The organism is Pseudomonas sp. Irchel s3h14, assembly GCF_900187425.1.
GTDB lineage: Bacteria > Pseudomonadota > Gammaproteobacteria > Pseudomonadales > Pseudomonadaceae > Aquipseudomonas.
In genome coordinates, this window is sequence record NZ_FYDJ01000006.1 from 127,053 (window position 1) to 153,297 (window position 26,245).

At 59.5% G+C, this 26,245-nt stretch carries 25 protein-coding genes; 7 read left to right on the top strand and 18 right to left on the bottom strand.

Annotated features, from left to right (window positions below):
- Positions 1-165: 165 nt before the first annotated feature.
- Positions 166-627 (bottom strand): MarR family winged helix-turn-helix transcriptional regulator, encoded by a 462-nt coding sequence (locus tag CKW16_RS14115; RefSeq protein WP_095129095.1) that lies wholly within the window; start codon positions 625-627, stop codon positions 166-168.
- A 69-nt stretch (positions 628-696) separates the two neighbouring features.
- Positions 697-1,653, bottom strand: a complete 957-nt coding sequence (locus CKW16_RS14120) for a LysR family transcriptional regulator (protein WP_095128929.1) — start codon at positions 1,651-1,653, stop codon at positions 697-699.
- A 127-nt stretch (positions 1,654-1,780) separates the two neighbouring features.
- Between CKW16_RS14120 and CKW16_RS14125 the strand changes: the two genes are divergently transcribed.
- Complete coding sequence (locus tag CKW16_RS14125) at positions 1,781-2,515, top strand: sulfite exporter TauE/SafE family protein (protein WP_371918030.1); 735 nt, start codon at positions 1,781-1,783, stop codon at positions 2,513-2,515.
- On the opposite strand, the gene CKW16_RS14130 is transcribed toward CKW16_RS14125, so the two are convergent.
- Positions 2,505-3,359 carry a LysR substrate-binding domain-containing protein gene (locus CKW16_RS14130; RefSeq protein WP_095128931.1) on the bottom strand — a complete coding sequence of 285 codons (855 nt, stop codon included), beginning with the start codon at positions 3,357-3,359 and terminating at the stop codon, positions 2,505-2,507. The genes CKW16_RS14125 and CKW16_RS14130 overlap by 11 nt on opposite strands.
- A 95-nt stretch (positions 3,360-3,454) precedes the next feature.
- Here CKW16_RS14130 and CKW16_RS14135 point away from each other — a divergent pair, with 95 nt between their 5' ends.
- Together CKW16_RS14135 and CKW16_RS14140 are read left to right on the top strand one after the other, a co-directional pair.
- The gene (locus tag CKW16_RS14135; protein WP_074878333.1) at positions 3,455-3,670 is read left to right on the top strand and encodes a DUF1127 domain-containing protein; all 216 of its coding nucleotides are present in this window, start codon (positions 3,455-3,457) and stop codon (positions 3,668-3,670) included.
- A 64-nt stretch (positions 3,671-3,734) separates the two neighbouring features.
- Positions 3,735-4,964, top strand: coding sequence for a winged helix-turn-helix domain-containing protein (locus tag CKW16_RS14140; protein WP_095128932.1), 1,230 nt, complete (start codon positions 3,735-3,737; stop codon positions 4,962-4,964).
- A gap of 114 nt (positions 4,965-5,078) precedes the next feature.
- Here CKW16_RS14140 and CKW16_RS14145 read toward each other — a convergent pair whose 3' ends face one another.
- Entirely contained in the window at positions 5,079-6,425 is a 1,347-nt protein-coding gene (locus tag CKW16_RS14145; RefSeq protein WP_008031425.1) for a class II 3-deoxy-7-phosphoheptulonate synthase, read from the bottom strand.
- A 149-nt stretch (positions 6,426-6,574) separates the two neighbouring features.
- Here CKW16_RS14145 and CKW16_RS14150 point away from each other — a divergent pair, with 149 nt between their 5' ends.
- A complete protein-coding gene (locus tag CKW16_RS14150; RefSeq protein WP_046047519.1) occupies positions 6,575-7,330 on the top strand; it encodes a spermidine synthase in 756 nt (251 codons plus the stop codon).
- Positions 7,331-7,467: 137 nt separating this feature from the next.
- Here the strand turns inward: CKW16_RS14150 and CKW16_RS14155 are convergent, their stop codons facing one another.
- The gene (locus CKW16_RS14155; protein WP_095128933.1) at positions 7,468-8,259 is read right to left on the bottom strand and encodes a crotonase/enoyl-CoA hydratase family protein; all 792 of its coding nucleotides are present in this window, start codon (positions 8,257-8,259) and stop codon (positions 7,468-7,470) included.
- A gap of 421 nt (positions 8,260-8,680) precedes the next feature.
- Here CKW16_RS14155 and CKW16_RS14165 point away from each other — a divergent pair, with 421 nt between their 5' ends.
- Positions 8,681-10,354 (top strand): DEAD/DEAH box helicase, encoded by a 1,674-nt coding sequence (locus tag CKW16_RS14165; protein ID WP_008146183.1) that lies wholly within the window; start codon positions 8,681-8,683, stop codon positions 10,352-10,354.
- 259 nt (positions 10,355-10,613) lie between these two features.
- Here CKW16_RS14165 and CKW16_RS14170 read toward each other — a convergent pair whose 3' ends face one another.
- From CKW16_RS14170 to minC, 8 genes are all read right to left on the bottom strand, one after another.
- On the bottom strand, positions 10,614-12,767 hold the full coding sequence (locus CKW16_RS14170) for a mechanosensitive ion channel family protein (protein WP_095128934.1): 2,154 nt from the start codon (positions 12,765-12,767) through the stop codon (positions 10,614-10,616).
- A 78-nt stretch (positions 12,768-12,845) separates the two neighbouring features.
- A complete protein-coding gene (locus CKW16_RS32305; RefSeq protein ID WP_176471556.1) occupies positions 12,846-13,022 on the bottom strand; it encodes a hypothetical protein in 177 nt (58 codons plus the stop codon).
- 140 nt (positions 13,023-13,162) lie between these two features.
- Positions 13,163-14,452: a M18 family aminopeptidase gene (locus CKW16_RS14175; protein ID WP_095128935.1), complete on the bottom strand. Its 1,290-nt coding sequence runs from the start codon at positions 14,450-14,452 to the stop codon at positions 13,163-13,165.
- Between the two features lie 106 nt (positions 14,453-14,558).
- Entirely contained in the window at positions 14,559-15,401 is an 843-nt protein-coding gene (locus CKW16_RS14180; protein WP_095128936.1) for a hypothetical protein, read from the bottom strand.
- Between the two features lie 150 nt (positions 15,402-15,551).
- Complete coding sequence (locus CKW16_RS14185) at positions 15,552-16,187, bottom strand: RluA family pseudouridine synthase (RefSeq protein ID WP_008146175.1); 636 nt, start codon at positions 16,185-16,187, stop codon at positions 15,552-15,554.
- Positions 16,188-16,369: 182 nt separating this feature from the next.
- The gene (gene minE, locus CKW16_RS14190) at positions 16,370-16,624 is read right to left on the bottom strand and encodes a cell division topological specificity factor MinE (protein ID WP_007898843.1); all 255 of its coding nucleotides are present in this window, start codon (positions 16,622-16,624) and stop codon (positions 16,370-16,372) included.
- Complete coding sequence (gene minD, locus CKW16_RS14195) at positions 16,624-17,436, bottom strand: septum site-determining protein MinD (RefSeq protein ID WP_008146172.1); 813 nt, start codon at positions 17,434-17,436, stop codon at positions 16,624-16,626. The genes minE and minD overlap by 1 nt, the downstream gene beginning before the upstream one ends.
- A 203-nt stretch (positions 17,437-17,639) precedes the next feature.
- On the bottom strand, positions 17,640-18,377 hold the full coding sequence (gene minC, locus CKW16_RS14200) for a septum site-determining protein MinC (RefSeq protein WP_095129096.1): 738 nt from the start codon (positions 18,375-18,377) through the stop codon (positions 17,640-17,642).
- Between the two features lie 118 nt (positions 18,378-18,495).
- Between minC and CKW16_RS14205 the strand changes: the two genes are divergently transcribed.
- Entirely contained in the window at positions 18,496-19,428 is a 933-nt protein-coding gene (locus CKW16_RS14205; protein WP_095128937.1) for a lipid A biosynthesis lauroyl acyltransferase, read from the top strand.
- Positions 19,429-19,462: 34 nt separating this feature from the next.
- A complete protein-coding gene (locus CKW16_RS14210) occupies positions 19,463-20,635 on the top strand; it encodes a patatin-like phospholipase family protein (protein WP_095128938.1) in 1,173 nt (390 codons plus the stop codon).
- A 115-nt stretch (positions 20,636-20,750) separates the two neighbouring features.
- Here CKW16_RS14210 and CKW16_RS14215 read toward each other — a convergent pair whose 3' ends face one another.
- From CKW16_RS14215 to CKW16_RS14235, 5 genes are all read right to left on the bottom strand, one after another.
- Complete coding sequence (locus tag CKW16_RS14215; RefSeq protein WP_095128939.1) at positions 20,751-21,536, bottom strand: outer membrane protein OmpK; 786 nt, start codon at positions 21,534-21,536, stop codon at positions 20,751-20,753.
- 374 nt (positions 21,537-21,910) lie between these two features.
- Complete coding sequence (locus tag CKW16_RS14220; protein WP_095128940.1) at positions 21,911-22,696, bottom strand: outer membrane protein OmpK; 786 nt, start codon at positions 22,694-22,696, stop codon at positions 21,911-21,913.
- 94 nt (positions 22,697-22,790) lie between these two features.
- Positions 22,791-24,149 (bottom strand): nucleobase:cation symporter-2 family protein, encoded by a 1,359-nt coding sequence (locus tag CKW16_RS14225; protein WP_095128941.1) that lies wholly within the window; start codon positions 24,147-24,149, stop codon positions 22,791-22,793.
- Between the two features lie 119 nt (positions 24,150-24,268).
- The gene (locus CKW16_RS14230; protein ID WP_095128942.1) at positions 24,269-25,570 is read right to left on the bottom strand and encodes a urate hydroxylase PuuD; all 1,302 of its coding nucleotides are present in this window, start codon (positions 25,568-25,570) and stop codon (positions 24,269-24,271) included.
- A 50-nt stretch (positions 25,571-25,620) separates the two neighbouring features.
- Positions 25,621-26,124 (bottom strand): ureidoglycolate lyase, encoded by a 504-nt coding sequence (locus CKW16_RS14235; protein ID WP_008146154.1) that lies wholly within the window; start codon positions 26,122-26,124, stop codon positions 25,621-25,623.
- Between the last annotated feature and the right edge of the window lie 121 nt (positions 26,125-26,245).

A 26,245-nucleotide genomic window follows, 5' to 3' on the forward strand; every position in this document is an offset into this window, starting at 1 on the left:
AGTTTTGGCTTGGGGGGAGGGCGCTGATTAGAAGTGTTGAGCTAGAGCTGTTGCGGCAGGATTTTCAGCGAAGAATTTTTTTGACGGGGGGGAACGAGACCGGAAGGGACACCACAAAACAAATGTGGGAGCTCGCTCCCACAGGGATTTGTGGTGGTTTGAAGATTACAGGCTGTCTTGTAGATTGCTGCGCAGCGTTTGCAGTTCCGCTTGCAGTTTCTGCAGTCTCTCCAGCGTCATCCCGCTGGCGCCGAGGATGCACTGGGGAATACCGCGCGCGCGCTCCCGCAATGCACGACCCTGTTCGGTGAGTTCGACAATCACCACTCGCTCGTCTTCACGGCTGCGGGTGCGGCTGAGTAAACCTTCGACTTCCAGGCGTTTAAGCAACGGCGTCAATGAGCCAGGATCGGTCAGCAGGCGCGTGCTGATTTCGCCTACGGTCAAACCGTCCTGTTCCCACAACACCATCATCGCCAGGTATTGCGGATAGGTCAGGCCCAGTGCTTGCAACAGCGGCTTGTAGACCTTGGTCATCAGCAGCGAGGTGGAGTGCAGGGCGAAGCAGGCCTGATTATCCAGCAGCAGGTCGTCGCAGTTATCGGGGGTGTTGCGCTCGGTGGTCATTTCGAAGCCTTGATCAGTGATCGTCATAAATCTAGCGGGCGAATCTTTAATGCACCAGACAATTCTAGCCTAGTGCCGGTCGAGGGTACTTTGCAGCGCCAGATCCCACGGCGGGATCGGGCTGAAGCGGGTTTTCAGGTATTCCAGCAACAAGCGGCTGCGGGGATTGGGTTGTTGCTCAAGGCGCAAGGCATAAATGCCGGTCGTTTCCGGTGGTGGCAGGCCGTGTTCGCAGAACAGCGGAAGCAGTTCACCGCGTAGCAGGTATTCGCTGGTCAACCAGGTTGGCAAGTGTGCGATACCCAGCCCGGCCAATGCGCCGCAGACCAAAGCCTCGGCGTTATTGGCACTCATGCGGATGCGCGCCGGGCGGTGCAAGTGCATCTGCCCGTCCCGTTCGAAGCGCCATGCGAAGGGTGGGGCCAGGCCATCCCAGTCGAGCCCGTCATGCTCAATCAGCTGCGCCGGATCGGTCGGCACACCACGCCGTTGCAAATACTCGGGGCTGGCACAGGCGATGCGCACCATGCTCGCCAGCGGCGTGGCCACCAGCCGGGTATCGGCCATTTGCCCGGCGCGTAGCACCAGATCGACCTTGCCCAGATTCAAACCCTGCATGTCGACGAAACTGTCGATCAGGTGCAACTGCACATCGAGGCCGGGGTAGAGCATCAGAAAGTCGGCAATCACCGGCGCCAGATGCCGCCGTCCGAACGCTGCCGGTGCATCGATCCGAATCAAGCCTTCCGGTGCGCTGCTCAAGGATACCGCCTCAGCCCGAGCCAGCCGCAGTTCAGCAACGATCCGCCGCGCGCGCTCGGCAAACGCCAAGCCCGCCGGGGTCGCGCGCACCGCGTGGGTGCTGCGAATGAACAACTGACTGCCGACGGCGTTTTCCAGGCTGTCGATGCGCCGTGCCACCGCCGAAGGGGTTAGCGGGTGGCGGCGGGACGCGGCGGAAAAACTGCCGGTTTCCAGCACGTCGAGGAACAGACCCAGTTGTTCGGTCAATTGATTGGGGTTCATGGTGTTGTCAGCGTTTGTGCGAAGTTGGCACAGCCATTGTGCGTTGCTGTGCGTTTCCCCGCCAGCGCCGACTGCGTAGGATGAATAGCCTGACGTGAAGGGAAAATCGCCTGTGATTGAGTTTTTGATGTACCTGGTGTTTGGCGCTGCCCTGGGAACCCTCGGTGGGTTGTTCGGCATTGGTGGTGGTTTGATTGCGATCCCGCTGCTGGGCGTGTTGTTCGGCCTCGATCAGCAGATTGCCCAAGGCACGGCGCTGGTGATGGTGGTACCCAACGTGATGTTGGCGCTGTGGCGTTATCACCAGCGCAACCGGATTGAATTGCGCCATGCGCTGCCATTGGCTTCGATGGGGTTCTGTTTTGCCTGGATCGGTTCGATCTGGGCGGTGGGCATTGATGCGCAAACCATGCGCGTGGGATTTGTCGCGTTCCTGATTGCCCTGTCGGCCTACAACCTGGTGCGAATGTTCGCCGCCAACGCGCCGGCATCTGCGCAGATGAATTACTCATGGCCATGGCTGAGCGTGCTCGGCGCCGCCTCCGGCACCATGGGCGGGTTGTTTGGCGTGGGCGGGGCGGTGGTGGCAACGCCGGTGCTGACCAGCCTGTTCGGCACCAGTCAGGTGGTTGCGCAGGGTTTGTCGCTGGCGCTGGCGTTGCCGAGTACGGGCGTCACGCTGGTGACTTACGCGGTGCACCATCAGGTGGACTGGATGATCGGCCTGCCCTTGGCGGTCGGCGGCCTGATGAGCATCAGTTGGGGCGTGAGGATCGCCCACGCACTGCCGGAGCGACTGCTGCGCGGGTTGTTCTGTGGTTTCCTGGTGTTCTGCGCGGTGATGCTCGCCCTTAAAGTTTGAAGCCTTCGACGATGTGTTCGGCCAGGCACTCAGTGATCGGCGACGGGTTGTGCAGGTTGCGCACCAGCATGATGCTGGCCTCGGGCAGAATCGGCAGGTCTTCGGCTTCACCGAGAATGCGCATGTCGGGTGTGATCAGGCTTTCGAGTTGCGCGGTGACGGCCAGCCCGGCGCTGACCACCGCCATGATCGCCGACAGGCTGTCGCTGTTGTACGCCACGCGGTAATCGCGACCCATGGCGTCCAGCGCATTGCAGGCCCACAGCCTGCAGAAGCAATCACTGTTGAACATCGCCAGCGGCAGCGGCGTTTGCTCATGAGCGCTGAAACATTGCGCCTCGGCCCAGACAAAATGCTCTTTGCGCAACAACTGGCCGATCTCGTTACCCGGTTCGCGGGTGACGATGGTCAAGTCCAGGTCCTGGCGCAGCAGCAATTGTTTTGATGATTCGCAGTGCACCTCGATCTGGATCAGCGGATACGACTGGGCAAATCGCCGCAGAATTCCCGGCAAAAAACGCATCACGTAATCGTCGGGCGTGCCAATGCGCACCATGCCGACCATGTGCGGCTCGCGCAGCGTATTGAACACCTCACTGTGCAACTTGAGGATGCGCCGGGCATAGCCGAGCAACACCTGGCCCTCAGCCGTCAGCCGCACCTGCCGTCCGTCGCGCTGGAACAATTGACGCTGCAACACATCCTCTTCCAGCCGCTTCATCTGCATGCTCACGGCGGATTGAGTGCGGTTGACCAACTCGCCGGCGCGAGTAAAACCGCCCTGGTCGGCGATGGCGACAAAGGTGCGCAGCACTTCGGTGTCGATACTTGGGAAGGCGGACATTCATCAATCTCCGAGATGTGTTACATCAGAAACATTCGTTGGATTGATCTTAGCCCCAGCGCGACACTTGAGCCATCCAAACGGAGGGCAACAAGATGAAAGGTCAAAAAGGTTATGTCGACGTAGAAAAACACTCGGTGCACCTGATCTCTGATTTGCTGCACAAATTCAATCGCTGGTACGAACTGCACCGTGAACGTGAAATGTTGGCGGGCATGAGTGATGAAGCGTTGAAGGACATCGGGCTCAGTCGTGCGGATGTCGAGCACGAAGCCATCCGCCCATTCTGGGATGACCCGATGCACAAATGAGTCATACACAACTACACAAACCGTCTCCCGGTGAGGTAGGTTGCGAGCAGACAAGGAGATGCTCATGCGCGCAACACTGTCCTTTTCCATCAAACAGGCTCGGCGTCTGGCGCTGGCCGCCCAAGGGTTCAACGGGCGCCAGCCGCCAGCGGCGATCAAACCGGTTCAGCTCAATCGTCTGATCGAGCGGCTGGGCATTCTGCAGATCGATTCGGTCAATGCGTTGGTGCGTTCGCACTACCTTCCCTTGTTTTCCCGCCTCGGCAATTACTCATCCGACTTGCTCGACCAGGCTGCCTGGAGTTCGGGCCGGCGGCGCACGCTCTTCGAGTATTGGGGGCATGAAGCCTCGTTGCTGCCCTTGTCGATGTACCCGTTGATGCGCTGGCGCATGCTGCGTGCGACCCGTGGTGAAGATATCTACCAGCAACTGGCACGTTTCGGGCGTGAGCAGCAGGACACGATTCGCCGGGTACTGGCCTCGGTTCAGGAGCTGGGCGCACTGGGGGCCGGAAGCCTGTCGACCCGTCAGGAACGGGCAGGGCCCTGGTGGGACTGGAGCGCGGAAAAGCATGCGCTGGAATGGTTGTTCGCCGCCGGTGAAGTGACCGTGGCCGGGCGGCGCGGGTTCGAGCGGCTTTATGATCTGCCGGAGCGGGTGATTCCTTCGGCGATTCTTGCGCAGCCGCTGCTGAGTGAGGCCGAGGCCCAGCGCGGCCTGTTGCTGCATGCCGCGACAGCCTTGGGCGTCGGAACAGAAAAAGACCTGCGGGATTACTTTCGCCTGAGTCCCGGTGATGCCCGTCCGCGTCTGGCGGAACTGGTGGAGGCGGGTGAATTGCTGAGCTGTGAAGTCCAGGGCTGGCGGCAACCGGCCTATTGTCTGCCGGAGCCGAAAGTGCCGCGCAAGGTTGAGACTAGCGCCTTGCTTTCACCCTTCGATTCACTGATCTGGGAGCGCAGTCGCACCGAGCGCCTGTTCGATTTCCGCTATCGGCTGGAGATTTATACGCCGCCGGACAAGCGGGTCTACGGCTACTACGTGTTGCCGTTTTTGCACAATGAACGGATTGCCGCGCGGGTGGATCTGCGCGCCGAGCGGGCGTCGGGCAGGCTGGCGGTGCACGCTGTGCATGAGGAAGAGTCGGGGCTGGATGAGGAGGGGATGCTGGCGTTGTCGGTCAATCTGCGGCGAATGGCGGATTGGCTGGGGCTTGAGCGGGTTCAATTGAATTGCCCGCGGGCGAGTGCGGCGCGGTTGAGGGTGGCATTGGCGCAGTTCAGTGGTGATTGAACTGACGCCATCGCGAGCAAGCTTTGCTCCTACAGGGTTTGTGTCGTTCGCCGACGCTGTGAACGACACAAACCCTGTAGGAGCAAGGCTTGCCCGCGAAGGGAGCGCTGCGATTTAGCGGCGAACCTGTTTCAACGTCTCGGCAATAAGAAACGCCAACTCCAGCGACTGATCGGCATTCATCCGCGGGTCGCAATGGGTGTGATACCGATCCGACAACCCGTCTTCGGTAATCGGTCGCGCCCCACCAATGCACTCGGTGACATTCTGTCCGGTCATCTCGATGTGGATGCCGCCGGCATACGTGCCTTCCGCTTCGTGAACCTGGAAGAACTGCTTCACTTCGCCAAGGATCTGCGCAAAGTCGCGGGTCTTGTAGCCGCTGCTCGCCTTGATGGTGTTGCCGTGCATCGGGTCGGAACTCCACAGCACTTGCTTGCCTTCGCGCTGCACGGCACGGATCAGTTGCGGCAGGTGATCGCCGACCTTGTTCGCACCCATCCGCGCAATCAGGTTCAGACGACCCGGATCGTTGTCCGGGTTGAGCACATCGATCAGGCGAATCAGGTCTTCGGGGTTCATGCTCGGGCCGACTTTGACCCCGATCGGATTGTTCACGCCACGCAGGAACTCGACGTGAGCGCCGTCGAGCTGACGGGTGCGGTCGCCGATCCACAGCATGTGCGCCGAGCAATCGTAGTAATCGTTGGTCAGGCTGTCGCGACGCACGAAGGCTTCTTCATAGTTCAGCAACAGCGCTTCGTGGGCGGTGAAGAAACTGGTTTCGCGCAGTTGCGGCGAGCTGTCCATGCCGCAGGCGCGCATGAACGCCAGGGTTTCGTCGATGCGATCGGCCAGGTGGCTGTACTTTTCCGCCAGCGCCGAGTTGGCGATGAAGTCCAGGTTCCACTTATGCACCTGATGCAGGTCGGCAAAACCGCCTTGGGCGAAGGCGCGCAGCAGGTTCAGGGTCGCAGTGGACTGGTGGTAGGACTGGAGCAAGCGCTCCGGGTCCGGCACGCGGCTTTTTTCGTCGAAACCGATGCCGTTGACGATGTCGCCACGGTAGGCCGGCAGGGTTACGCCGTCGATGGTTTCGTCGTTGGCCGAACGCGGTTTGGCGAACTGCCCGGCCATGCGCCCGACCTTGACCACCGGGCAACCGGCAGCGAAGGTCATGACGATCGCCATTTGCAGCAGGACTTTAAAGGTGTCGCGGATTTTCGCGGCGGAGAACTCGGCGAAGCTTTCGGCGCAGTCGCCGCCCTGCAGCAGAAACGCGCGGCCCTGGGTCACTTCGGCAAACTGACGGCGCAACTCCCGGGCTTCACCGGCAAACACCAGCGGCGGATAACTGGCCAGCGTTTGCTCGACGTGCAGCAAATGCGCCGCGTCGGGGTAATGGGGTTGTTGCTGGATCGGCAGGGCGCGCCAGCTGTCAGGGCTCCAGGGTTGGCTCATCACGGTCTCTAGTGTTTTACGCTCGGACTGTCATGTTATCAGCAATTAGTGCGTGACCTGTTCCCGTCGCTTCGCGGACAATCGCGCTTTTGCCGCGCCACTCCGCGGTTTTATTGCGTTGCCGGGCCCGGTGACGATCAGGAGACGAAATGACTGAGGAGCGCGTCGAGCATCTGCTCGCCGAGGTACAGGATGAGTTCGGCGTGATTCGCGTGCTGGAAGTGGCCGATTATCGTTTTCTCGAGTTCGGTGATGCCATCGAGCAGAGCTGCGTGTTCACGGCTGACCCGAGCTGGCTCGAATACGATTACACAAGGGCGATGCTGATTGGCGCGTTGTGCCACGAGCAGCCGGAAAGCGCGCTGTTCCTCGGCCTCGGTGCTGGCACCCTGACCCAGGCCTGCCTCAAGTTCCTGCCGCTGGAAGACGTCGAAGCCATCGAACTGCGCCCCGACGTGCCGCGTCTGGCCATTGAATACCTTGGGCTGGATGACGATCCGCGGCTGTATATCCGGGTGGGCGATGCGCTGGAACTGCTCGATACCGCTGAGCCGGCGGATCTGATTTTCGTCGACCTCTATACCGATGTCGGGCCGGGTGTCGGGCATCTGGCGTGGAATTTCCTGGAAAACTGTCAAAAACGCCTGAATCCGGGTGGTTGGCTGGTGATCAATCAGTGGGCCACCGATGATGGCAAACCGTTGGGCGCCGCATTGTTTCGCGGGCTCTATCACCGGCATTACTGGGAACTGCCGGTGAAGGAGGGCAATGTGATTCTGCTCGTGCCTTCGGAGCTGGATCAGGAGCTGGACATGGACGGCTTGATCGCCCGCGCCGAAGGGTTGGCGCCGCGGTTGGGGTATTCGTTGCAGTCGTTGATCAAGGCAATCCGCCCGGCTACTTGATTTGTTGCCTGTAAGGGCCTCTTCGCGGGCAAGCCATGCTCCTACAGGTTATGTGTTGTTCACGCTGCCGGCGAACGACACATAACCTGTAGGAGCATGGCTTGCCCGCGATGGCGATATCGCTCACAACACACCTCTCAAACCCCTTTGAAGACCCCCGGACGCTTCTCGATCATCGACCGCACGCCTTCCTTGGCATCCTCACTGGCCAGCAACTTCTTCGCCAGCGGCTGCAATCCCTGCGCCGCCGCTGTTTCCCCTTCATAACGCGCCTGTCTTGCAGACATCAATGTCGCCTGAACCCCAAGCGGCGCCTGCCGGGCAATCCGCTCAGCCAGCTCAATCGCCCGTGGCAGCAGATCCTCGCTGGCCATGACTTCCTGCACCAACCCCAGGTGCAACGCCTCATGCGCGTCGAATTCATCACCGGTCAGCAGCCAGCGCATGGCATTGCCCCAGCCAGCGACCTGATGCAGGCGCAACGTGGCGCCGCCGAACGGGAGGAGCCCGCGTTGCACTTCTTTCTGGGCGAAGCGGGTGTTGCTGGCGCACAGGTTGATATCGGCGGCCAGCATCAATTCGATGCCGATGGTCAGGCAGTAGCCTTGTGCGGCGACAATCACCGGTTTGCTGACCCTGGGGCCGGCGAATACACCCCACGGATCGCAGCCGCCGGGCGGTGTCTGCCAGCCTTGCGCCAGGGATACGCTGGCACTGACCAGGTCCAGCCCTGCGGTGAAATGCTCGCCATGGCCGAATACCACCGCCACCCGCGCCTCGCTATCGGCCTCGAACTCGCCATAGGCCAGGCTCAGTTCGTTGAGCAGCTCGAGATCGAAGGCATTGCGTTTGGCCACCCGATCCAGGCCGATCATCAGGACATGACCGTGCCGTTCACGGCTCACACGACTGGAGCAGGGCTGATTCATGGAGCATTTCCTCGGGCGGGAAGGGGGTGTCAGACAGCAGATCTGCCTGATAACGGTGAACCGTTTTAGCGCCATCGCCAGCAGGGCCGGGCCTTTGAAAAATAGACTGTTGCACGATTATCCGCAAAGCCTGTGACACAACGGTGTATCCGTCAGTTTTCCGACAAATAATGCTCCCTTTTTGGGCTAATTCCGGTATAGTGCGCGCCGGCCTTTAACCGGGCCGCGTTTAGGTAGCGCAATTCCCCGAAGTCAGCTTCGGCTGCACGTCCGCACAGCGGACTCTCCCTTGACGAATCTTTTTCATTCATTCGTTTTCGCAAATCCCCGCCGACAAAGCAGCCAGGGCGACTCTTGAGTCTTACACGGCATGCGCAGCTTTGGAGCATGGGTCTTTGCGGATGCACTTAGAGGCAGACCCATGACCCAGGAAACCGGCGGCTTCGCCGCTTTTAATCTTAATCCGAATATTCTTGCAGCCGTCATTGCGACTGGCTACGAAGAGCCTTCGGCTATTCAGCAGCAATCGATCCCGATCATCATGGCCGGTCACGACATGATTGGTCAGGCGCAAACCGGTACGGGTAAAACCGCTGCGTTCGCCCTGCCGATCCTGCATCGCATCGATCCTGCTAAGCGCGAGCCGCAAGCCCTGATCCTGGCGCCAACCCGTGAGTTGGCGCTGCAAGTAGCAACCGCTTTCGAAACCTACGCCAAGCAAATGCCGGGCGTTACCGTTGTGGCCGTTTACGGCGGCGCCCCTATGGGTCCACAACTGAAAGCAATCCGTAATGGCGCACAGATCGTTGTCGCCACTCCGGGCCGTCTGTGCGACCACCTGCGTCGCGACGAAAAAGTTCTGTCGACCGTGAACCACCTGGTTCTCGACGAAGCGGACGAAATGTTGAAACTGGGTTTCATGGACGACCTCGAAGTTATCTTCAAGGCTCTGCCACCAACCCGTCAGACCGTATTGTTCTCGGCCACCTTGCCGCAGTCGATCCGTGCCATTGCCGAACGCCATCTGCGCGATCCGCAACACGTGAAGATCCAGACCAAGACTCAGACCGTTACCGCGATCGAACAGGCTCACCTGTTGGTTCACGCTGACCAGAAGACCTCGGCTGTATTGAGCCTGCTGGAAGTTGAAGACTTCGATGCCCTGATCATGTTCGTGCGCACCAAGCAAGCGACCCTGGACCTGGCCAGTGCCCTGGAAGCCAAAGGCTACAAAGCCGCTGCGCTGAACGGTGACATTGCTCAGAACCAACGTGAGCGCGTGATCGAATCCCTCAAGGATGGCCGTCTGGACATCGTTGTGGCGACCGACGTTGCTGCTCGTGGTCTGGACGTTCCGCGTATCACTCACGTGTTCAACGTTGACATGCCGTACGATCCAGAGTCCTACGTTCACCGTATCGGCCGTACCGGCCGTGCCGGTCGCGAAGGTCGTGCACTGCTGCTGGTGACTCCACGTGAGCGCCGCATGCTGCAAGTGATCGAGCGTGTAACCGGTCAGAAAGTTGCCGAAGTTCGCCTGCCGGACGCTCAGGCCGTTCTCGATGCCCGCATCAAGAAACTGACCAACAGCCTGTCGCCGCTGGTGGCTGATGCCGAATCGACTCACGGTGATCTGCTGGATCGCCTGACTGCCGACATCGGTTGCACCCCGCGTGCACTGGCCGCTGCTCTGCTGCGCAAGGCAACCAATGCTCAAGCGTTGACCCTGGCTGCAATCGAGAAAGAACGTCCACTGGTGCCGAACAACGCACCGCGTGGCGATCGTCCAGAGCGTACCGGTGATCGTCCGGACCGTGGTGATCGTGAGCGTCGTGCTCCGGTTCCATTGGCCGAAGGTCGTGCTCGTTGCCGTACCGCGCTGGGTGCGCGTGATGGTATCGCTGCCAAGAACCTGCTGGGCGCTATCCTCAATGAGGGTGGTCTGGCTCGCGAAGCAATCGGTCGCATCCAGGTGCGTGACAGCTTCAGCCTCGTTGAGCTGCCGGAAGATGGTCTGGAGCGTCTGCTGACCAAGCTGAAGGACACTCGCGTTGCCGGTAAGCAGTTGAAGCTGCGTCGTTATCGTGAAGATTGATCCGCTCTCGGGCTGATTGATCGAACATAAAAAATCCCCGACTGGTTCGGGGATTTTTTTTGCCTGCCGTTTGTAGCAGCTGCCGAGCCTGCGAGGCTGCGTTCGGCTGCGCAGCAGTCGTAAAACCAAACACCGCGGTCATCCAGGAAAACCGCAGGGAATGGATTGGCGACTGCTGCGCAGCCGAACGCAGCCTCGCAGGCTCGGCAGCTGCTACAGGGATCGAGTATCGACGGTCTATCAGTGTCAGCCGGAAGGGTTATTCCACTTCCGTCCCGCCACCTGCCGTGATCACTTGCACGCTCATGCGTGGTGTCGCCAGATCGAGCCCGGCTTCGTCCAGGTGTCGCTTGAGTGACAGGTTGAACGCTCGGGACACTTCCCACTGCTTGATCGGCGCGGTCTTGAACCGGGCGCGAAGAATCGCGTTGCCTGACTCGAAACTCTCGACCCCCTGAATCTCCAATGGCGACCAGATGTTGCGCCGTTGCAGTGGGTCGGTGCGTATCTTCTGGCCGACGTCGCGCATCAATTTGATCGCGTTATCGATGTCCATGTTGGAAGGTATCGCCACCCGGAAAATCGCGTAGCCGAATTCCCGGGAGTAGTTCTTGATGCTTTTGATTTCGCTGAACGGAATGGTGTGGACGATACCGTCGATGTCCCGCAGGCGCACGGTACGAATCGTCAGCCCTTCGACGGTGCCCAGGTGGCCGCCAACGTCCACGTAGTCGTCGATGGCCAGCGAGTCTTCGATGATGATGAACAGCCCGGTGATCAGGTCCGCCACCAGCGACTGTGCACCGAAACCGATGGCCAGACCGATCACGCCGGCACCGGCCAGCAGTGGCGTGACGTTCATGCCCATGTTCGCCAGGGCGACGATCAGCGCAATGATGAAAATCACCACGAACAACACGTTACGGATCAGCGGCATCATTGTCTGCGCGCGGGCATTCGCCAGGCCTTTGCGCGAGCGGGTGAGGGCGTGGTGCACGGCGGTGTCGCTGAGAATCCAGATCAACCAGGCAAAAATCAGCGTGCCGCCGAGGCTGAACAGTTTGACGCTGACTTCATGGCCTTCGCCTTCGGTGAAACGGATCAGCGACATGCCCCAGACCCGCAGGCCGAGTTCGATGAACGCGAGCCACACCACCAAATGAGCGAGTGTGTAGAAGAAGCTTTTCAGGCGCTCCGAATACAGCGCATGACGCTTCACGCCGCGCTGTGGTTTGAGTGAATGGCGGCGCACCAAGCCGTTGATGACCATGCACAACACCAGCAGCACGGTGCAGATCAGCGACTGACGCAGCGCGGTGCTGGTATCGCCGGCCGAGACGAACGTGGCGAACAGGGAAATACCCACCAGCACCAGCGCCGGCATGTACCAAAAGGTGCCGAGAATCTCGATCGTGTCGCTGAGGGCGCGGCGGGTCAGACGTCGGGACAGCGGTTGGTTGCGAATCAAGTGGGCGATGGGGCGACGGAACCGCAGGATGAACAGCCCTGTGGACAATGCCGCCAGTACGTTGGCGACCGTCGCGGCGGTGTGCGCCAGATGACTGCCAAGGCTTTCGACCAGTCGCGGATCGCTCAGGGCTTCACCGAAGGCGGCGAAACTGCCGATCAGCCACAGCGGCCGAAAGGCTTGATGCCGCAGGATGTATAGGGCGCGGTGGCGGTGTGGGCCGTCGAGCAGCGAAAAGGCGATCACGCAGATCGCCGAAAAACAGGTGCCGACCACCAACGCATAAGCCAGCACCATGGCCAGGCTTTTGCCCAGTGACGAGGGCAGGGCGTAGCTCATGTAGACCGTTATGACCAAAGCAATCAGCCACGGCCCGAGTTTGCGCAGGGCGAAGCGCAGCATGTCCAGGGCCTTGGGGTGCTGCGGCAGTTCTTCGGTCAGGCCAAAGCGCATCCGCACCCGGTGGCTGACCCAGATCAGCGCGGCGGCCAGCAAGCTCCAGAGCATCAGGATCATGGCAAAGGCAAAGATGATCGGCAGCCATTCATTGGCCGGCAGCACCAGCGCTGTCAGTTCATCCTCAGCCAGTTTGAACTCTTCGGACCAGCGAGTGAGAGGGCTGTCGGCGCCTGAAAACTGTTTTTCGAAACTGGCGAGGGTGCCACCGATCAATCCCAGGACGCCTACTTCGGTGGCCGGCTGGGCTTTTTTGGTGACATCGCGCAGCTTCTTCAAATCCGCCAGCAATTTGGAGCGTTGCTGATCGTTCTCCAGCGACTTGATGACTTCGTCCAGGGATTGTCCCAAGGGCTCTTGCGCCTCAGGCTGTTTTGCCGAGCTGTTGAGCAGGCCAGGCAAGCCGACCGCCTGGGCCGGCGCCATCGGCAGCAGCGTCATGAGGCAGACAAGGAATAAACACGGCAGGGCAAAAAGACGAGCGAACACTAGGCGGTCAACCTCGGGATGAGCGGATCGACCGAGTGTACGAGCCCGTCAAAATCAATGCGAGCCAGGGGTGAGGATTTATTCGTTGAGTTTGGCGAGGATCTTGAAAATCACGGTGGCGAGGATCGTCAACATGCCGATCCACATCGCGAACACGCCGATGTTCTTGTCGCGAAAATTGAAGCCGATTGCCAGCATGATCATCCCGGAAAGAATCGGGATCAGCATGGCGTGAAACGAAGACAACGAGATCATGAGCGACTGCCTTGTCGAAAGGGGTAGTTGAAGTCTAGGTGGCTTTTGGGCGACCGGTGGTGAACACCTGTAGGAGCATGGCTTGCCAGCGATGGCGTCCTTAAGATCGCCATCGCTGGCAAGCCATGCTCCTACGCGGATTACGGCAGCTCGCGGCAGGCGTAAAACGCGCTCAACACTTTGACCAGATGCGCCAGATCATGGCTGCCGCACAGTTCACGGATCGAGTGCATGGCGAAGGTTGGCAGGCCGATGTCCACGGTGCGCACGCCCAGGTGGCTGGCGGTGATCGGGCCGATGGTCGAGCCGCAACCCATGTCGCTGCGCACCACGAAGCTCTGTACCGGCACTTCTTCGGCCATGCACAGGTGGCGGAAGAACCCGGCGGTTTCGCTGTTGGTGGCGTAGCGCTGGTTGCTGTTGACCTTGATCACCGGGCCGGCGTTGAGTTTCGGGCCGTGGTTGGCATCGTGCTTGTCGGCGTAGTTGGGATGCACGCCGTGGGCGTTGTCGGCCGAGACCAGCAGGGATTTCTGAATGGTGCGGACGAATTCATCACCTTCAGGCAGCAGGCGACGCAGCGTCTGCTCCAGCATCGGGCCATCGGCGCCGCAGGCCGAGCAGGAACCGACTTCTTCGTGGTCGTTGCAGACCAGCACGCAGGTTTCGTCGGTTTCGGCGGTCAGCAAGGCTTGCAGGCCGGCATAGCACGACAGCAGGTTGTCCAGGCGCGCCCCGGCAATGAAGTCGCCATGCAGGCCGATGACCGCAGCGCTTTGGGTGTCGTAGAAGCTCAGCTCATAGTCGAGCACCACGTCGGCGTTCAAGCCATGTTCGCGGGCGAGTTGGTCGGTGAGCACGGCACGGAAGTCCACGCGCTCGTCACCGGCAAATTGCGCAAGGATCGGCGGCAGTTCGGTCTGGGCGTTGATCGCCCAGCCCATGTTGGCTTCACGGTTCAGGTGAATGGCCAGGTTCGGGATGACGGCGATCGGCGCCTTGAAGTCGACCAACTGGCTCTCGACCTTGCCATCACGGCGGAAGGTCACGCGGCCGGCCAGGGACAGGTCGCGGTCGAACCATGGCGCCAGCAGTGCGCCGCCATAGACTTCGACTCCCAGCTGCCAGAAGCCCTGACGTTGCAGTTCCGGCTGGGGTTTGACCCGCAGGCACGGGCTGTCGGTGTGCGCGCCAACCAGGCGAATGCCGCCGTGCAGGGGCGAATGACGGCCCATCTTGAACGCGACGATCGACGAGTCGTTACGGGTGACGTAGTAACGACCGTTGGCTTCGGTGGTCCATGGCTCGCGCTCGTCAAGGCGTTGATAGCCCGCCGCTTCCAGGCGCTGAACAAGGCTGGCGGTGGCATGGAATGGGGTAGGGGAGGCCTTGAGGAAATCGATCAGGCCTTGGTTCAACTCTTCGCGCATAAGTAGCTCCAGACAGCAATGGCGCAAGTTTAACGTATTGGCTCACGGCATTGCAGAGACAATGCCGTTCGACGTACGCCGGCTGCCGATTGGCAAAGCGGATGAGTCAACCGGTGATCAGCTTGCCATTGAGGAACACTTCGCGACGTTGCTTGCGGCCCACATATTCATGTTTGCTCGCGAGGTACACCTCGTTGAATTTTTCCTTCGAGATGCCCGGGATCTGTCGAATGTAGTCGTCCACCAGTCGGTCATAGGCGGCTTCGGTGATGAGCTTGTAGATGTCCCGGCGATAGAAGAAGCCCAGTTGAAAGCCCAAAGTTTCGCTTTGATGGTTTGTCTGGCTGGCAAAGCAGTTTTCAAAGTCGATGGCTTTGAGCGGAGTCTGTGGTGTTTCCGGGATCATGATGTTGCCGGCCCAGAAATCCATGTGCGTGATGTTTTTCCGCGACAAGGAGCTCAGCAGTTCGAAGGCGTCGAGAATGAATGTTTCGACGTTGTCCGGGTTGCGTTTAAGCCATTGCACGCCGTCGATATGATCGTCGAGCAGGCGCGTGATAATGAAATACTCCTGGGTCAGCCCCAGTCGGTCTTTGGTGTAACCGAACCCTTGCAGCGGCGGCATTTGTACGCCACGGCGTTGCGCTTCGAGCGTGTTGATCAGCTCTTCCAGCGGCCAGTCGAATCGACCATTGCGCTGTGGTTTGCCAAAGGTCACGCGCACTTTTGCTTTCAAGGTATCCAGTGGCTGGACCTTGGCAAACAGCGGCGTATCGCCGGAGGCCAGCGGCGCACTCGCACGGCTGAGCTTGTGGGCGCGTCGTTTGTGTATGAGCTGTTCAAGCGCCTGTTGTGCTTCGGTTGAAGGCTGCTCGCTAAAGTGCAGCGTGGTGTTGAACAGGCAGAAGGTGAACGGGTAGTCGTCTTGGAATGTCTTGTTGCTGAGCACGAGGGCTTTCTGCTGGCTGTCAAAGTGTCGGCATTTTACGTTTCATTACAAATTCATGACAATATTTTCACGCCGTTTTTACGTCGTTTTGTAACAAGAAAATAAAAAAACGCCCTTCAATGGAAGGGCGTTTTTTGTTTGGGCGGTTGCTTAAAAAGGAGCAGGACACTCGAAGCGCAAGCGTTCGCCGCTTTGCGGGTGAGTGAAGCTCAGCATGCTCGCGTGCAGGCATAACCGTGGCCAGGCGGCCAGCGCTTGCTCATGGGCATACAGCCCGTCACCCAGCAGTGGGTGGCCGATGGAAAGCATGTGCACGCGCAACTGATGGGAGCGGCCGGTGATCGGCGTCAATTCGACACGACACCAGTCGCCGCAACGTTCCAGTACTCGCCAGAAGGTCAGGGCGTGTTTGCCGAATTCATGGTCCACCACATGGCGAGGCTTGGTCGGCGGGTCGTAGCGCAAGGGCAGATCGATGCTGCCACTGTCCAGTTCCGGTTGTCCCCAGCACAGGGCGGTGTAGGCCTTTTCGGTTTCGCGGTCGTGAAATTGCCGAGACAACTCGCGATGAGTGTCCGGGTCACGGGCCAACAGAATAATGCCGGAAGTTTCCCAGTCCAGACGATGGACAATTCGCGCTTCCGGGTAGCCATTTTCTTGCAGGCGGGTAATCAGGCAGTCCTTGTTGTCATCGGCCCGGCCAGGGACAGAGAGCAGCAGGGTCGGTTTGTTCACCACCAGTACGGCGGCGTCCTGATGGATGATGCGGATGTTGGACAGCGGCATTAAAACAGCCTCGTAACAAACGCCAACGGCGGCTCAGAACCCCCGCACTCTGTAGGAGCCGAGGTTGCTCGCGATAGCGGTTGGTCATTCAACATCGTCGTTGAATGTAAAACCGTCATCGCGAGCAAGCTCGGCTCCTACAAAAGGCAGGTTCTGGGCCGCCGTGGCTCCCGCTGGATCGATTAACGATCTGGCAGGGTGATATTGAGTTCCAGAATCGAGCAACTGCCCTGGTTTTCCAGAGCGACGTGCACGTCATCGGACCCGATATTGACGTACTTGCGGATGACCTCGACCAACTCCTTCTGCAAGGCTGGCAGGTAGTCCGGTGTACTGCGCTGGCCGCGTTCGTGCGCCACGATGATCTGCAGACGCTCTTTCGCTACCGACGCGGTGCTGACCTTTTTGCTGGCACGAAAGAAGTCAAAAAGATTCATTATCTACCTCCAAACAGGCGCTCGAAGAATCCCTTCTTCGTTACATCGAGAAAACGATGCTCCACGTTTTTGCCCAGCAGACGATCGACCGCATCGCTGTATGCCTGACCGGCATCGCTCTGGTCGTCGAGAATGACCGGCACGCCCGAGTTGGAAGCCTTGAGTACCGCTTGGGATTCCGGAATGACACCCAGCAGGGCGACCGCCAGAATCTCTTTGACGTCTTCGACGCCGAGCATCTCGCCGTCACTGACTCGTTGCGGGTTGTAGCGGGTCAGCAGCAGGTGTTCCTTGATCGCCTCTTCGCCCTTTTCAGCGCGGCGCGATTTGCTGGCCAGCAGGCCCAGCATGCGGTCCGAGTCACGAACCGAGGACACTTCCGGGTTGGTCACGATAATCGCTTCGTCTGCGAAGTACATGGCCAGGTGGGCGCCTTTTTCGATGCCGGCCGGAGAGTCGCAGACCACGTATTCGAAGTCTTCTTTCAGCGCCATCAACACTTTTTCCACGCCTTCCACGGTCAGCGCGTCTTTATCGCGGGTCTGACTGGCGGCCAGTACGTAAAGGTTTTCCAGGCGTTTGTCTTTGATCAGGGCTTGTTGCAGGTTGGCTTCGCCGTTTACCACGTTGACGAAGTCATACACCACGCGGCGCTCGCAACCCATGATCAGGTCAAGGTTACGCAAGCCCACGTCGAAGTCGACGATCACTGTTTTGTGGCCGCGCAGAGCGAGGCCGGTACCGATAGCGGCGCTGGTGGTGGTCTTACCCACACCACCCTTGCCGGATGTAACCACGAGAATCTTGGCCAAGGTGTTTCACCCCTAAGGAAAAAGGACTTGTTAGCCCCTGAAAAACATCTCTTTTAAAAACTACTGCAGTCGGACAGCCTTGGCTGGAATTCGGTTTTGAGCGATGCCTACCCCCGGTAAACACTGCTTTTGGCCTTTTTCCTACTTCGTTTGAGCCGTTTTCGCTACGTTTTAGAGATGCTTGGAAAATGCGGCAGTATCCGTTAAAGACGAATGATGTTCAACACATCGCCCGACAGGCTGACCTGTACGCCCGCGCCCCACAAAGGGTCGCGACGCAGATCCTCCGAAACCTTGTAGTGGCCTGCGATGGAGACCAGTTCAGCGCTCATTTGCTGACAGAAAATCCTGGCTTTCGTGTCGCCTTTGACGCCGGCCAACACTCGACCACGCATCGGGCCGTATACATGGATGTTCCCGTCGGCGAGAAGTTCCGCTCCCGGGCTGACCGACGAGATCACCACCAGATCGCAGCCCTGGGCATAAATCTGCTGGCCACCACGTACTGGCGACGTGATGATCTTCGTTGGCTTGATAGTCGGCTCCGGTGGTTTTTCCGGTTTTTTCTTGACTTGGCCTTCAAGCGGGTCAAGCGGACGTTCACGGGCGCCGGACGGTGGCAGCACTGGCAGGTCGACCGCGATGGCCGCGGCGATGTCTTCGATGCGGCTGGCACGGATCGCCAGGGTGCGCAGACCATGCTGGCGGCAGACGCGCATCAGTCCCGGCAGATCGACCGCGCCTTCGCTGGCCGGGAGTTTGTCCAGGGCCAGCACCAATGGCGCGTTACTAAAGAAGTTAGGCGCCTGGGCGACCTTGGCGGCCAGTTGACGATCGAGGTTCTCGAGGTCGTTACGGGCCAGCTCCAGCACCGTAATGGCGAGCATGCTGCCCTTCAACTGGAACACGGGATCTTGGTCTAGCGGTTCGGTTTGGCTCATGGTCGGCATACAACGACTTGTCACTAAAAGTGCCGAGACTTATAACGAGAACGCCCGCGAGCCGCAAGCCGGGTCGAACGATGTAGAATGCGCGGCCATTGTCTTTCCGGAACCTTTAATGGATCGCCCGCGTTTTCGAACAGCATTTCTATCTCCACGTTTCTGGCCGCTGTGGTGTGGCTTGGGGCTGTTGTGGCTGATTGTCCAGCTGCCGTATCCGGCGTTGCTGTCGATCGGTCGCGCCCTGGGTGCATTGATGTATCGAGTAGCGGGCGACAGACGGCGCATTGCCAAGCGCAATCTCGAACTGTGTTTCCCTGAAAAAACCGCTGCCGAGCGCAAGCGCCTGCTCAAGGAAAACTTCGCCTCAACGGGCATCGCGTTTTTCGAAATGGCCATGAGCTGGTGGTGGTCGCGCGAGCGTCTGGCGAAGCTGGCCCATGTCGAAGGGTTGGAGCATTTGAAAAAAGCCCAGCGCGAAGGCAAAGGCGTGATCCTGATGGCCGTTCATTTCACCACGCTGGAAATCGGCGCGGCGTTGCTCGGCCAGCAGCACACCATTGATGGCATGTACCGCGAACACAAGAACTCGCTGTTCGATTACATCCAGCGAAATGGTCGCGAGCGGCATAACCTCGACTCATTGGCCGTGGAGCGTGAAGACGTGCGCGGCATGCTCAAATTGCTGCGGGCAGGCCGGGCAATCTGGTACGCACCGGATCAGGACTATGGCGCCAAGCAAAGTATCTTCGTGCCGCTGTTCGGGATTCAGGCCGCCACCGTCACTGCCACCAGCAAGTTTGCGCGGTTGGGCAAGGCGCTGGTGGTGCCGTTCACTCAGGAACGTCTGGCGGACGGCAGCGGTTATCGACTGGTGATTCATGCACCGCTCGAGGGTTTCCCCGGCGAAACCGAAGAGGCCGATTGCCTGCGGATCAACCAATGGATTGAAGGCGTCTTGCGCGAATGTCCGGAGCAATACCTTTGGGCTCATCGTCGCTTCAAGAGTCGTCCTCCAGGTGAGCCGAAGCTGTACGCAAAACGCGGTTGAACCACCGTCCTTATAAGCACCATGGAGTGTTGCGATGAGTCCTGCTGAACCGGTTACAGGGTTGATTCTTTCCGGCGGCGGGGCTCGGGCGGCTTATCAGGTGGGTGTGCTGGCGGCGATTGCCGAGCTGTTGCCGGTCGGCGCGAGCAATCCGTTTCCGGTGATCGTCGGCACCTCGGCCGGCGCAATCAACGCGGTCAGCCTCGCCAGTGGGGCGATGGATTTTCGTGGTGCGATTCAACGTCTGACAGCCTTCTGGCAGGGCTTTCGCAGTCACCTGGTGCTGCGCAGCGACTGGCCGGGCGTGATCCACCAGGCCAGCCGTTTTGTCAGCCACAGTTTGCTCGGCATTGGCGCTCAGGTGCCGGTGGCCTTGCTCAACAGTTCGCCGCTGCGCGGATTGCTCGACGACAAACTGCAGATGAGCGGGATTGCCGAGGCCATTGCTCAGAAGCAGTTGCAGGCGGTTGCGGTGACCGCGTTCGGCTACGAGTCCGGTCAGGCGGTGACCTTTTATCAGGGCGGCGGCACCATCAATGCCTGGTTGCGCCATCGGCGAATCGGCGTCCCCACGCAATTGACCGTCGATCACTTGCTGGCCAGCTCCGCCATTCCGCTGCTGTTTGCGCCAGTGAAAATCGGTGAAGAGTATTTTGGCGACGGCGCGGTACGTCAGTCGGCACCGATCAGCCCGGCGCTGCACCTGGGCGCCAGCCGAGTGCTGGTGGTGGGCGTCAGCGGCAACCCCCGCGGCGTCGACCCGGAACAACCGCTGCAACGCGCCTACACCGGCCAGCAGCCGAGCCTGGCGCAGATCGGTGGGCACATGCTCAACAGCACGTTCATTGACAGCCTGGAAAGCGACATCGAGTTGCTGCAGCGGCTCAATCAGTTCAGTCATCTGCTGCCCGATGGCACGCCGACGCGCGCGCTGGGTGTGGCGCCGGTGGAGGTGCTGGTGATTTCGCCGAGTCAGCCGATCGATGAGATTGCGGCGCGGCATCGGCAGGAATTGCCAGCGGCGCTGCGCCTGTTTCTGCGCGGGCCGGGGGCGACCAAGACGAGCGGGGCGGGGGTGCTGAGTTATCTGCTGTTCGAGGCGGGGTATTGCAGCGAATTGATTGATTTGGGGCGGCGGGATGCGTTGGCCAAGCGCGGGGAGTTGTGCCGGTTTCTCGGGATAGCCGAGGCAGCGGTCACTGCTTGAGATCGGCGGTGTCGCCATCGCGAGCAAGCTTGTGTCGTTCACATAATTGGCGAACGACACAAAACCTGTAGGAGCAAAGCTTGCTCGCGATGGCGTCCTTACAGACGCCGCCGGATCAGAAGTGAACCTTGACCAGGAAGCTGGTTACGCTCTGATCGGTTTTGAAGCCCTGACTGTCTTCAATACCGTACTTGTTTTTCCAGTAGTCATACTCCACACCCACATACAACTGCTTTTCGCCAAGGTTCAGCGCCTTGCCCAAGTCGTACTTGACCTGTGGATTGAAGTGCAGGTTGGCGTGGTATTCGCCTTTTTTGTTGACGTCGTTGTCGACCACCCAGTCCATGAAACCGTCGACCAGGATGTTCGAATCGCCCACCGGGATGGTGTAAGACCAGACCGGAGTGACCTGCCAGATATTGTCACCTGGGCGGTCGCCTTCGGTATGACGGTTATAGAAGTTCAGCTGGAAGTAATCGAAGCCCGGGATCGCCAGGTCAAAAGCAGGACCGACCAGGTAGGACTCGGTGTCGTCTTCACCGAACTCGTAAGTCATGGCCAGCAGCACATCTTTGATCGGGCCGAACTCGAGTTTCTGATCGAAGATCTTGCCGAACGAAAGGCGCGGGCTGATTTCACCGTAGTAGCTGTTCTCGCCGGCGTAGTAATCTTCCTTGCCGTTGTAGAAAATCTTGTCGATGAACATGAAGTTGTCGCCGTATTTCCAGCCATCGACGTGTTCGAAGGTCACCGTCTGCTGAATGCGCGGGTTGACCTGGAAGTCCTTGCCATACAGGTAGGTCAGGCTGTTGTTCTGCCATTGCAGCAAGTCGCCGGCCATGGCCTGGCCCCCGGCCAGCAAAGATCCCGCCAGCATCAGGCTAGTGCACGTACGTTTCATTCGGTTGCTCCCAAAAAGTAGGTGGTTCCACGTTATTTTTCTAAGGTCGGCGCTCTGGTGTGGCGCCTTTTTCTGTAGCTGTAAAAATCATCCAATCGGTCAGCTTCAGTGCTGTTAGCAAGAGCTGAGCCAAGGCTTTTGAAAAGCCAAAAAACTCCCGTTCGGCGGCTCAAGAGCAGTCGATTGAGAGTGGTTTTGGAGTGCCTTGGTACCGTCCAGAGCCGGGATAAGTTGGCTTTCTGGTCAGGAATTAAATCCGGGCTTTTTTTTAGACCAGATTCGGGCGGCCGCGGAGAATACTGACTCCTTGGCCAGGTCTCAAGTGCCCCGCAACAGCGCACCGACGACAGGTTTGGAGCACCGTTGCGGATCATCTAGAAATGCACCTTCACCAGCAGGCTGGTGGTGTTCTCATTAGCATCGAAGTTGGCGCTGTTCTCGATGCCGTATTTGTCTTTCCAGTAGCTGTACTCGACGCCGACGTACACCTGTTTCTCCCGCCAGCCCAGGGCTTTGCCCAGGTCGTACTTGATCTGCGGGTTGAAGTGCAGGTTGGCGTGGTAGGTGCCCTGTGAGTTCTGGTCGTTATCCACGACCCAGTCGATGTAGCCGTCGATCAACAGGTTCGAGTTGCCTAATGGCAGGGTGTAGGACCAGGCCGGCGTGATCTGCCAGACATCGTCGCCGGGACGCGAGCCTTCGGTCTGGCGATAGTAGAAGTTCAAGGTGAAAAAATTGAAGCCCGGTACCGCGAGGTCGAAACCGGGGCCGATCAGATAGGCCTCGGTGTCGTCTTCGCCATTCTCGTAGGTCATGGCCAGCAACACGTCCTTGATCGGGCCGAATTCGAAACGGCGGTCGAGGATTTTGCCGAAAGACAGGCGCGGACTGAACTCGCCGTAATAGGCGTGAACGCCTTTGTTCCGGTCTTTCTCGCCGTTGTAGTAAGTGCTGTCGACGAACAGGAAGTTGTCGCCGTACTTCCAGCGGTCGGCGTGCTCAAAGGTTATCGTCTGCTGGATCGACGGGTTGACCGCGAAATCCTTGCCATACAGATAGCTCAGGCTGTTGGTCTGCCACAGCAGTAAATCGCCGGCCATGGCCTGACTGGCGGCCAATAGACCACCGCCTAACAGCATGTTTGTCTGTGTCCGAATCATCTGTTGCTCCCTCTTGTTTTTATTGTTTGAGGCGCAGGCATCCACTGACCTGTGGGAGCAGGCCAGCTCCCACAGGTTTTGTGGTTTTAGTCAGTTAATGCGGGTGCGCGTGGCAGTCGTTGATGGCCGCGCGTTCGGCGCCACCGAGGATGTTGAACAGCAGGTTCAGCGACAGCGCACTCAGCGTGGCCATGGCGATTCCGCTGTGGGTGATCGGACTCATCCACAGCGGAAGGTGGGCGAAGAATTCCGGACGCACCACCGGAATCAGCCCCATGCCGATGCTCACCGCCACCAGCAATTGGTTGCGACGGTCACCGATGTCGGCTTCCTGAAGAATCTTGATGCCGGTGGCGGCGACCATGCCGAACATCGCAATCGCCGCGCCGCCCAGTACGGCCGGTGGAATCGAGGCAACGAGGAACGCGGCTTTGGGCAACAGGCTCAACACCACCAGCAAACCGCCGGCGACGATGGTCACCGAGCGGCAACGCACGCCAGTCATCTGCACCAGGCCGATGTTCTGCGCGAAAGAAGAGTGGGTGAAGGTGTTGAAGAACCCGGCGAAGAACGAGGCGCCGGCATCACACAACAACCCGCGACGCAGCATTCGTGGGCAGACTTCCTGGCCGGTGATTTTGCCCAGTGCCAGGAACATCCCGGTGGACTCGACGAAGATGATCACCACCACCAGGCACATGGACAGGATCGGTGCGAGTTCGAATTTCGGCATGCCGAAATGCAGCGGGGTCACGAATTGCAGCCACGGCGCCTGGGCCATGCCACTCAGGTCGACCATACCGATCAGGCCGCAGAGCACGTAACCCAGGCACATGCCGATCAGCACGGAAATGTTGACCCAGAAACCGCGCATGAAGCGGTGGACCAGCAGAATGGTTGCCAGCACCAGCGCGGCGATGGCCAGGTAAATCGGTGAGCCGAATTGAGCGGCGCCAGCACCGCCACCAGCCCAGTTGACCGCCACGGGGAACAGCGACAAACCGATCGAGGTGATGACTGTGCCGGTCACCAGAGGCGGGAAGAAGCGTACGACTTTGGACATGAATGGCGCGATGATCATGCCGAAGAATCCGGCGGCGATGGTTGCACCGAAGATCCCTTGCAGACCGATGCCCGGCATGCCGGCCATGGCGACCATGCTGCCGACGGCGGCGAAACTGGCGCCCATCATTACCGGCATACGGATGCCCATGGGGCCGATGCCCAACGATTGCACGATGGTAGCGATCCCGGCCACCAGCAGGTCGGCGTTGATCAGGAAGGCGATTTCTTCACGAGTCAGGCCAGCTGCCTGTCCGATGATCAGCGGCACCGCGATGGCTCCGCCGTACATCAGCAGAACGTGTTGCAGGCCGACCAGGATCAGTTGCAAAAGGGGTAAACGCTGAATGGCGGGTGCGTCGGGGATGCGCGCTTGGGATAGCTCGGACATGCAACACCTCGGATCTTTTTTATTCTTGTGATTTTCTGCAGCAGGGACCGCGGCGCGGCCAATCGCGGGCAAGCCTTGCTCCTACAGGAGCGAGGCTTGCCCGCGAAGCTTTTCAACGATTAATTGGTTGGAGCTCCTTGAACAATCCAGGCACCGATCAGGTCACGTTCCTGCTGGGTCATCTGGGTGATGTTGCCCAGTGGCATGATCTGGCTGGTGACGGCTTGAGCCTGGATGCGTGCCGCGTTCTGGCGGATCTGCTCGGGGGTATCGAGCATCACGCCGGCCGGTGCAGCACTGAACAGCGGGCTGGTCGGTTTGGCCGAATGGCAGACCGTGCAACGCTCCTGAATCACGCTGTGAACCTTGTCGAAACCGGGGCCGGCGTTGGACGCCTGAGCCGGTGCAGCGGCAGGTGCAGCAGGTTTCGCCGCTTCAGGTTTGGCACCACCACCGAGAGCAGTCTCCGGCAACGGCTGGTACTCGATGGTGCCAGGCGCCTTGGCTACTTCAGGAGCGCTGGGCATCTGCGCCGGGCCAGTCACGTAAGCCAGGCAGATCATGCCGACTGCCGCAACGGGCAAGGTCCAGGCAAATTTGTGGCTGTCGTGACGGGTGTTGAAGTAGTGACGCACCAACACCGCCAGCACCGCGATTCCGGCCAGGATCAGCCAGTTGTATTGGCTGCCGTAGGTGCTCGGAAAGTGGTTGCTGATCATTATGAACAGCACCGGCAAGGTGAAGTAGTTGTTGTGACGCGAACGCAGCAAGCCTTTGGCCGGCAGCGCCGGATCCGGCGTGCGGTTTTCGGCAATCGCGGCAACCAGTGCGCGCTGCGCCGGCATGATGATGCGGAACACGTTGCCGACCATGATGGTGCCGATAATCGCGCCGACGTGCAGGTACGCACCACGACCGCTGAACACTTTGCTGAAGCCGTAAGCGGCGCCAATGATCAGCACAAACAGGATGAAGCCGAGCAGGGCAGGGCGTTTGCCCAAGGCCGAGTCGCAGAGGAAGGAGTAGACGAACCAGCCGACGAACAACGAGGCAATGCCCAGTGCGACCCCTTCAGGGCCGGTCAGGCTGCTGCCCGGTGCCAGCAGGTACAGCGTCGGATTGGAGTAGAACACCACGCACAGCAGCGCGATCCCCGACAGCCAGGTGAAGTAGGCTTCCCATTTGAACCAGTGCAGGTTGTCCGGCATGGTCGGTGGAGCCAGTTTGTATTTTTCCAGGTGATAGATACCGCCGCCGTGGATCGCCCACAAATCGCCCGCCAGACCACTTTTCGGGTTGACCCGATTGAGGTTGTTTTCCAGCCAGACGAAATAGAACGACGCACCGATCCAGGCCACGCCAGTAATCATGTGAACCCAGCGCACGCTCAGGTTCAGCCATTCCAACAGATGTGCTTCCACAGTCTTTACCTCTCGCCTGTCACTCTGTTGTCGAGTGATCAGACCTTCTCTTATTGGTGGGGGGCGAGGATCAAACGCTCATCCTCTTTGAAAAAATGCTCATCGCAGTTGTTGCCTGTGCCACTGCGATCAACCACCAGGAAGTCATCCCGCTTTTCGATCGTCAGCACCGGATGGTGCCAAACGCCGCGATGGTAATTAATGCCCTGCCTGCCGTTGGTGACGAAGGCGCGGACCAAGCCTGATACAGGTTCATCGCCAAGTGGCGCGACCACGATCAGAAAGGGGTTGCCGAGCAGCGGAATGAAAGCCTGGCTGCCCAGCGGGTGACGCTCCAGCATGCTGACGGTCAGCGGCATGTCCTGCGCGTCGGCGCGGAAGATGCTGATGATCGCGTTGTCCTCTGGCTTGGCGGTTTCCACCGTCGCCAGTTTATGGAAGCGCATGGTCGAACCGTTGTTGATCATGAAGTGATCGCTGCCGTCGGTTTCGATTACGTCACCGAAAGGGGCGAAGGCTTCTTTGGTCAGCGGTTCAATCGTCAATGTGCGCATGCTGGTCTTCTTAATCTTTTGAATTTGATCGTTCCCATGCTCTGCGTGGGAACGCCTCCATGGACGCTCCGCGTCCACTGTGACGCGGAGCGTCACGGTATGCATTCCCACGCGGAGCGTG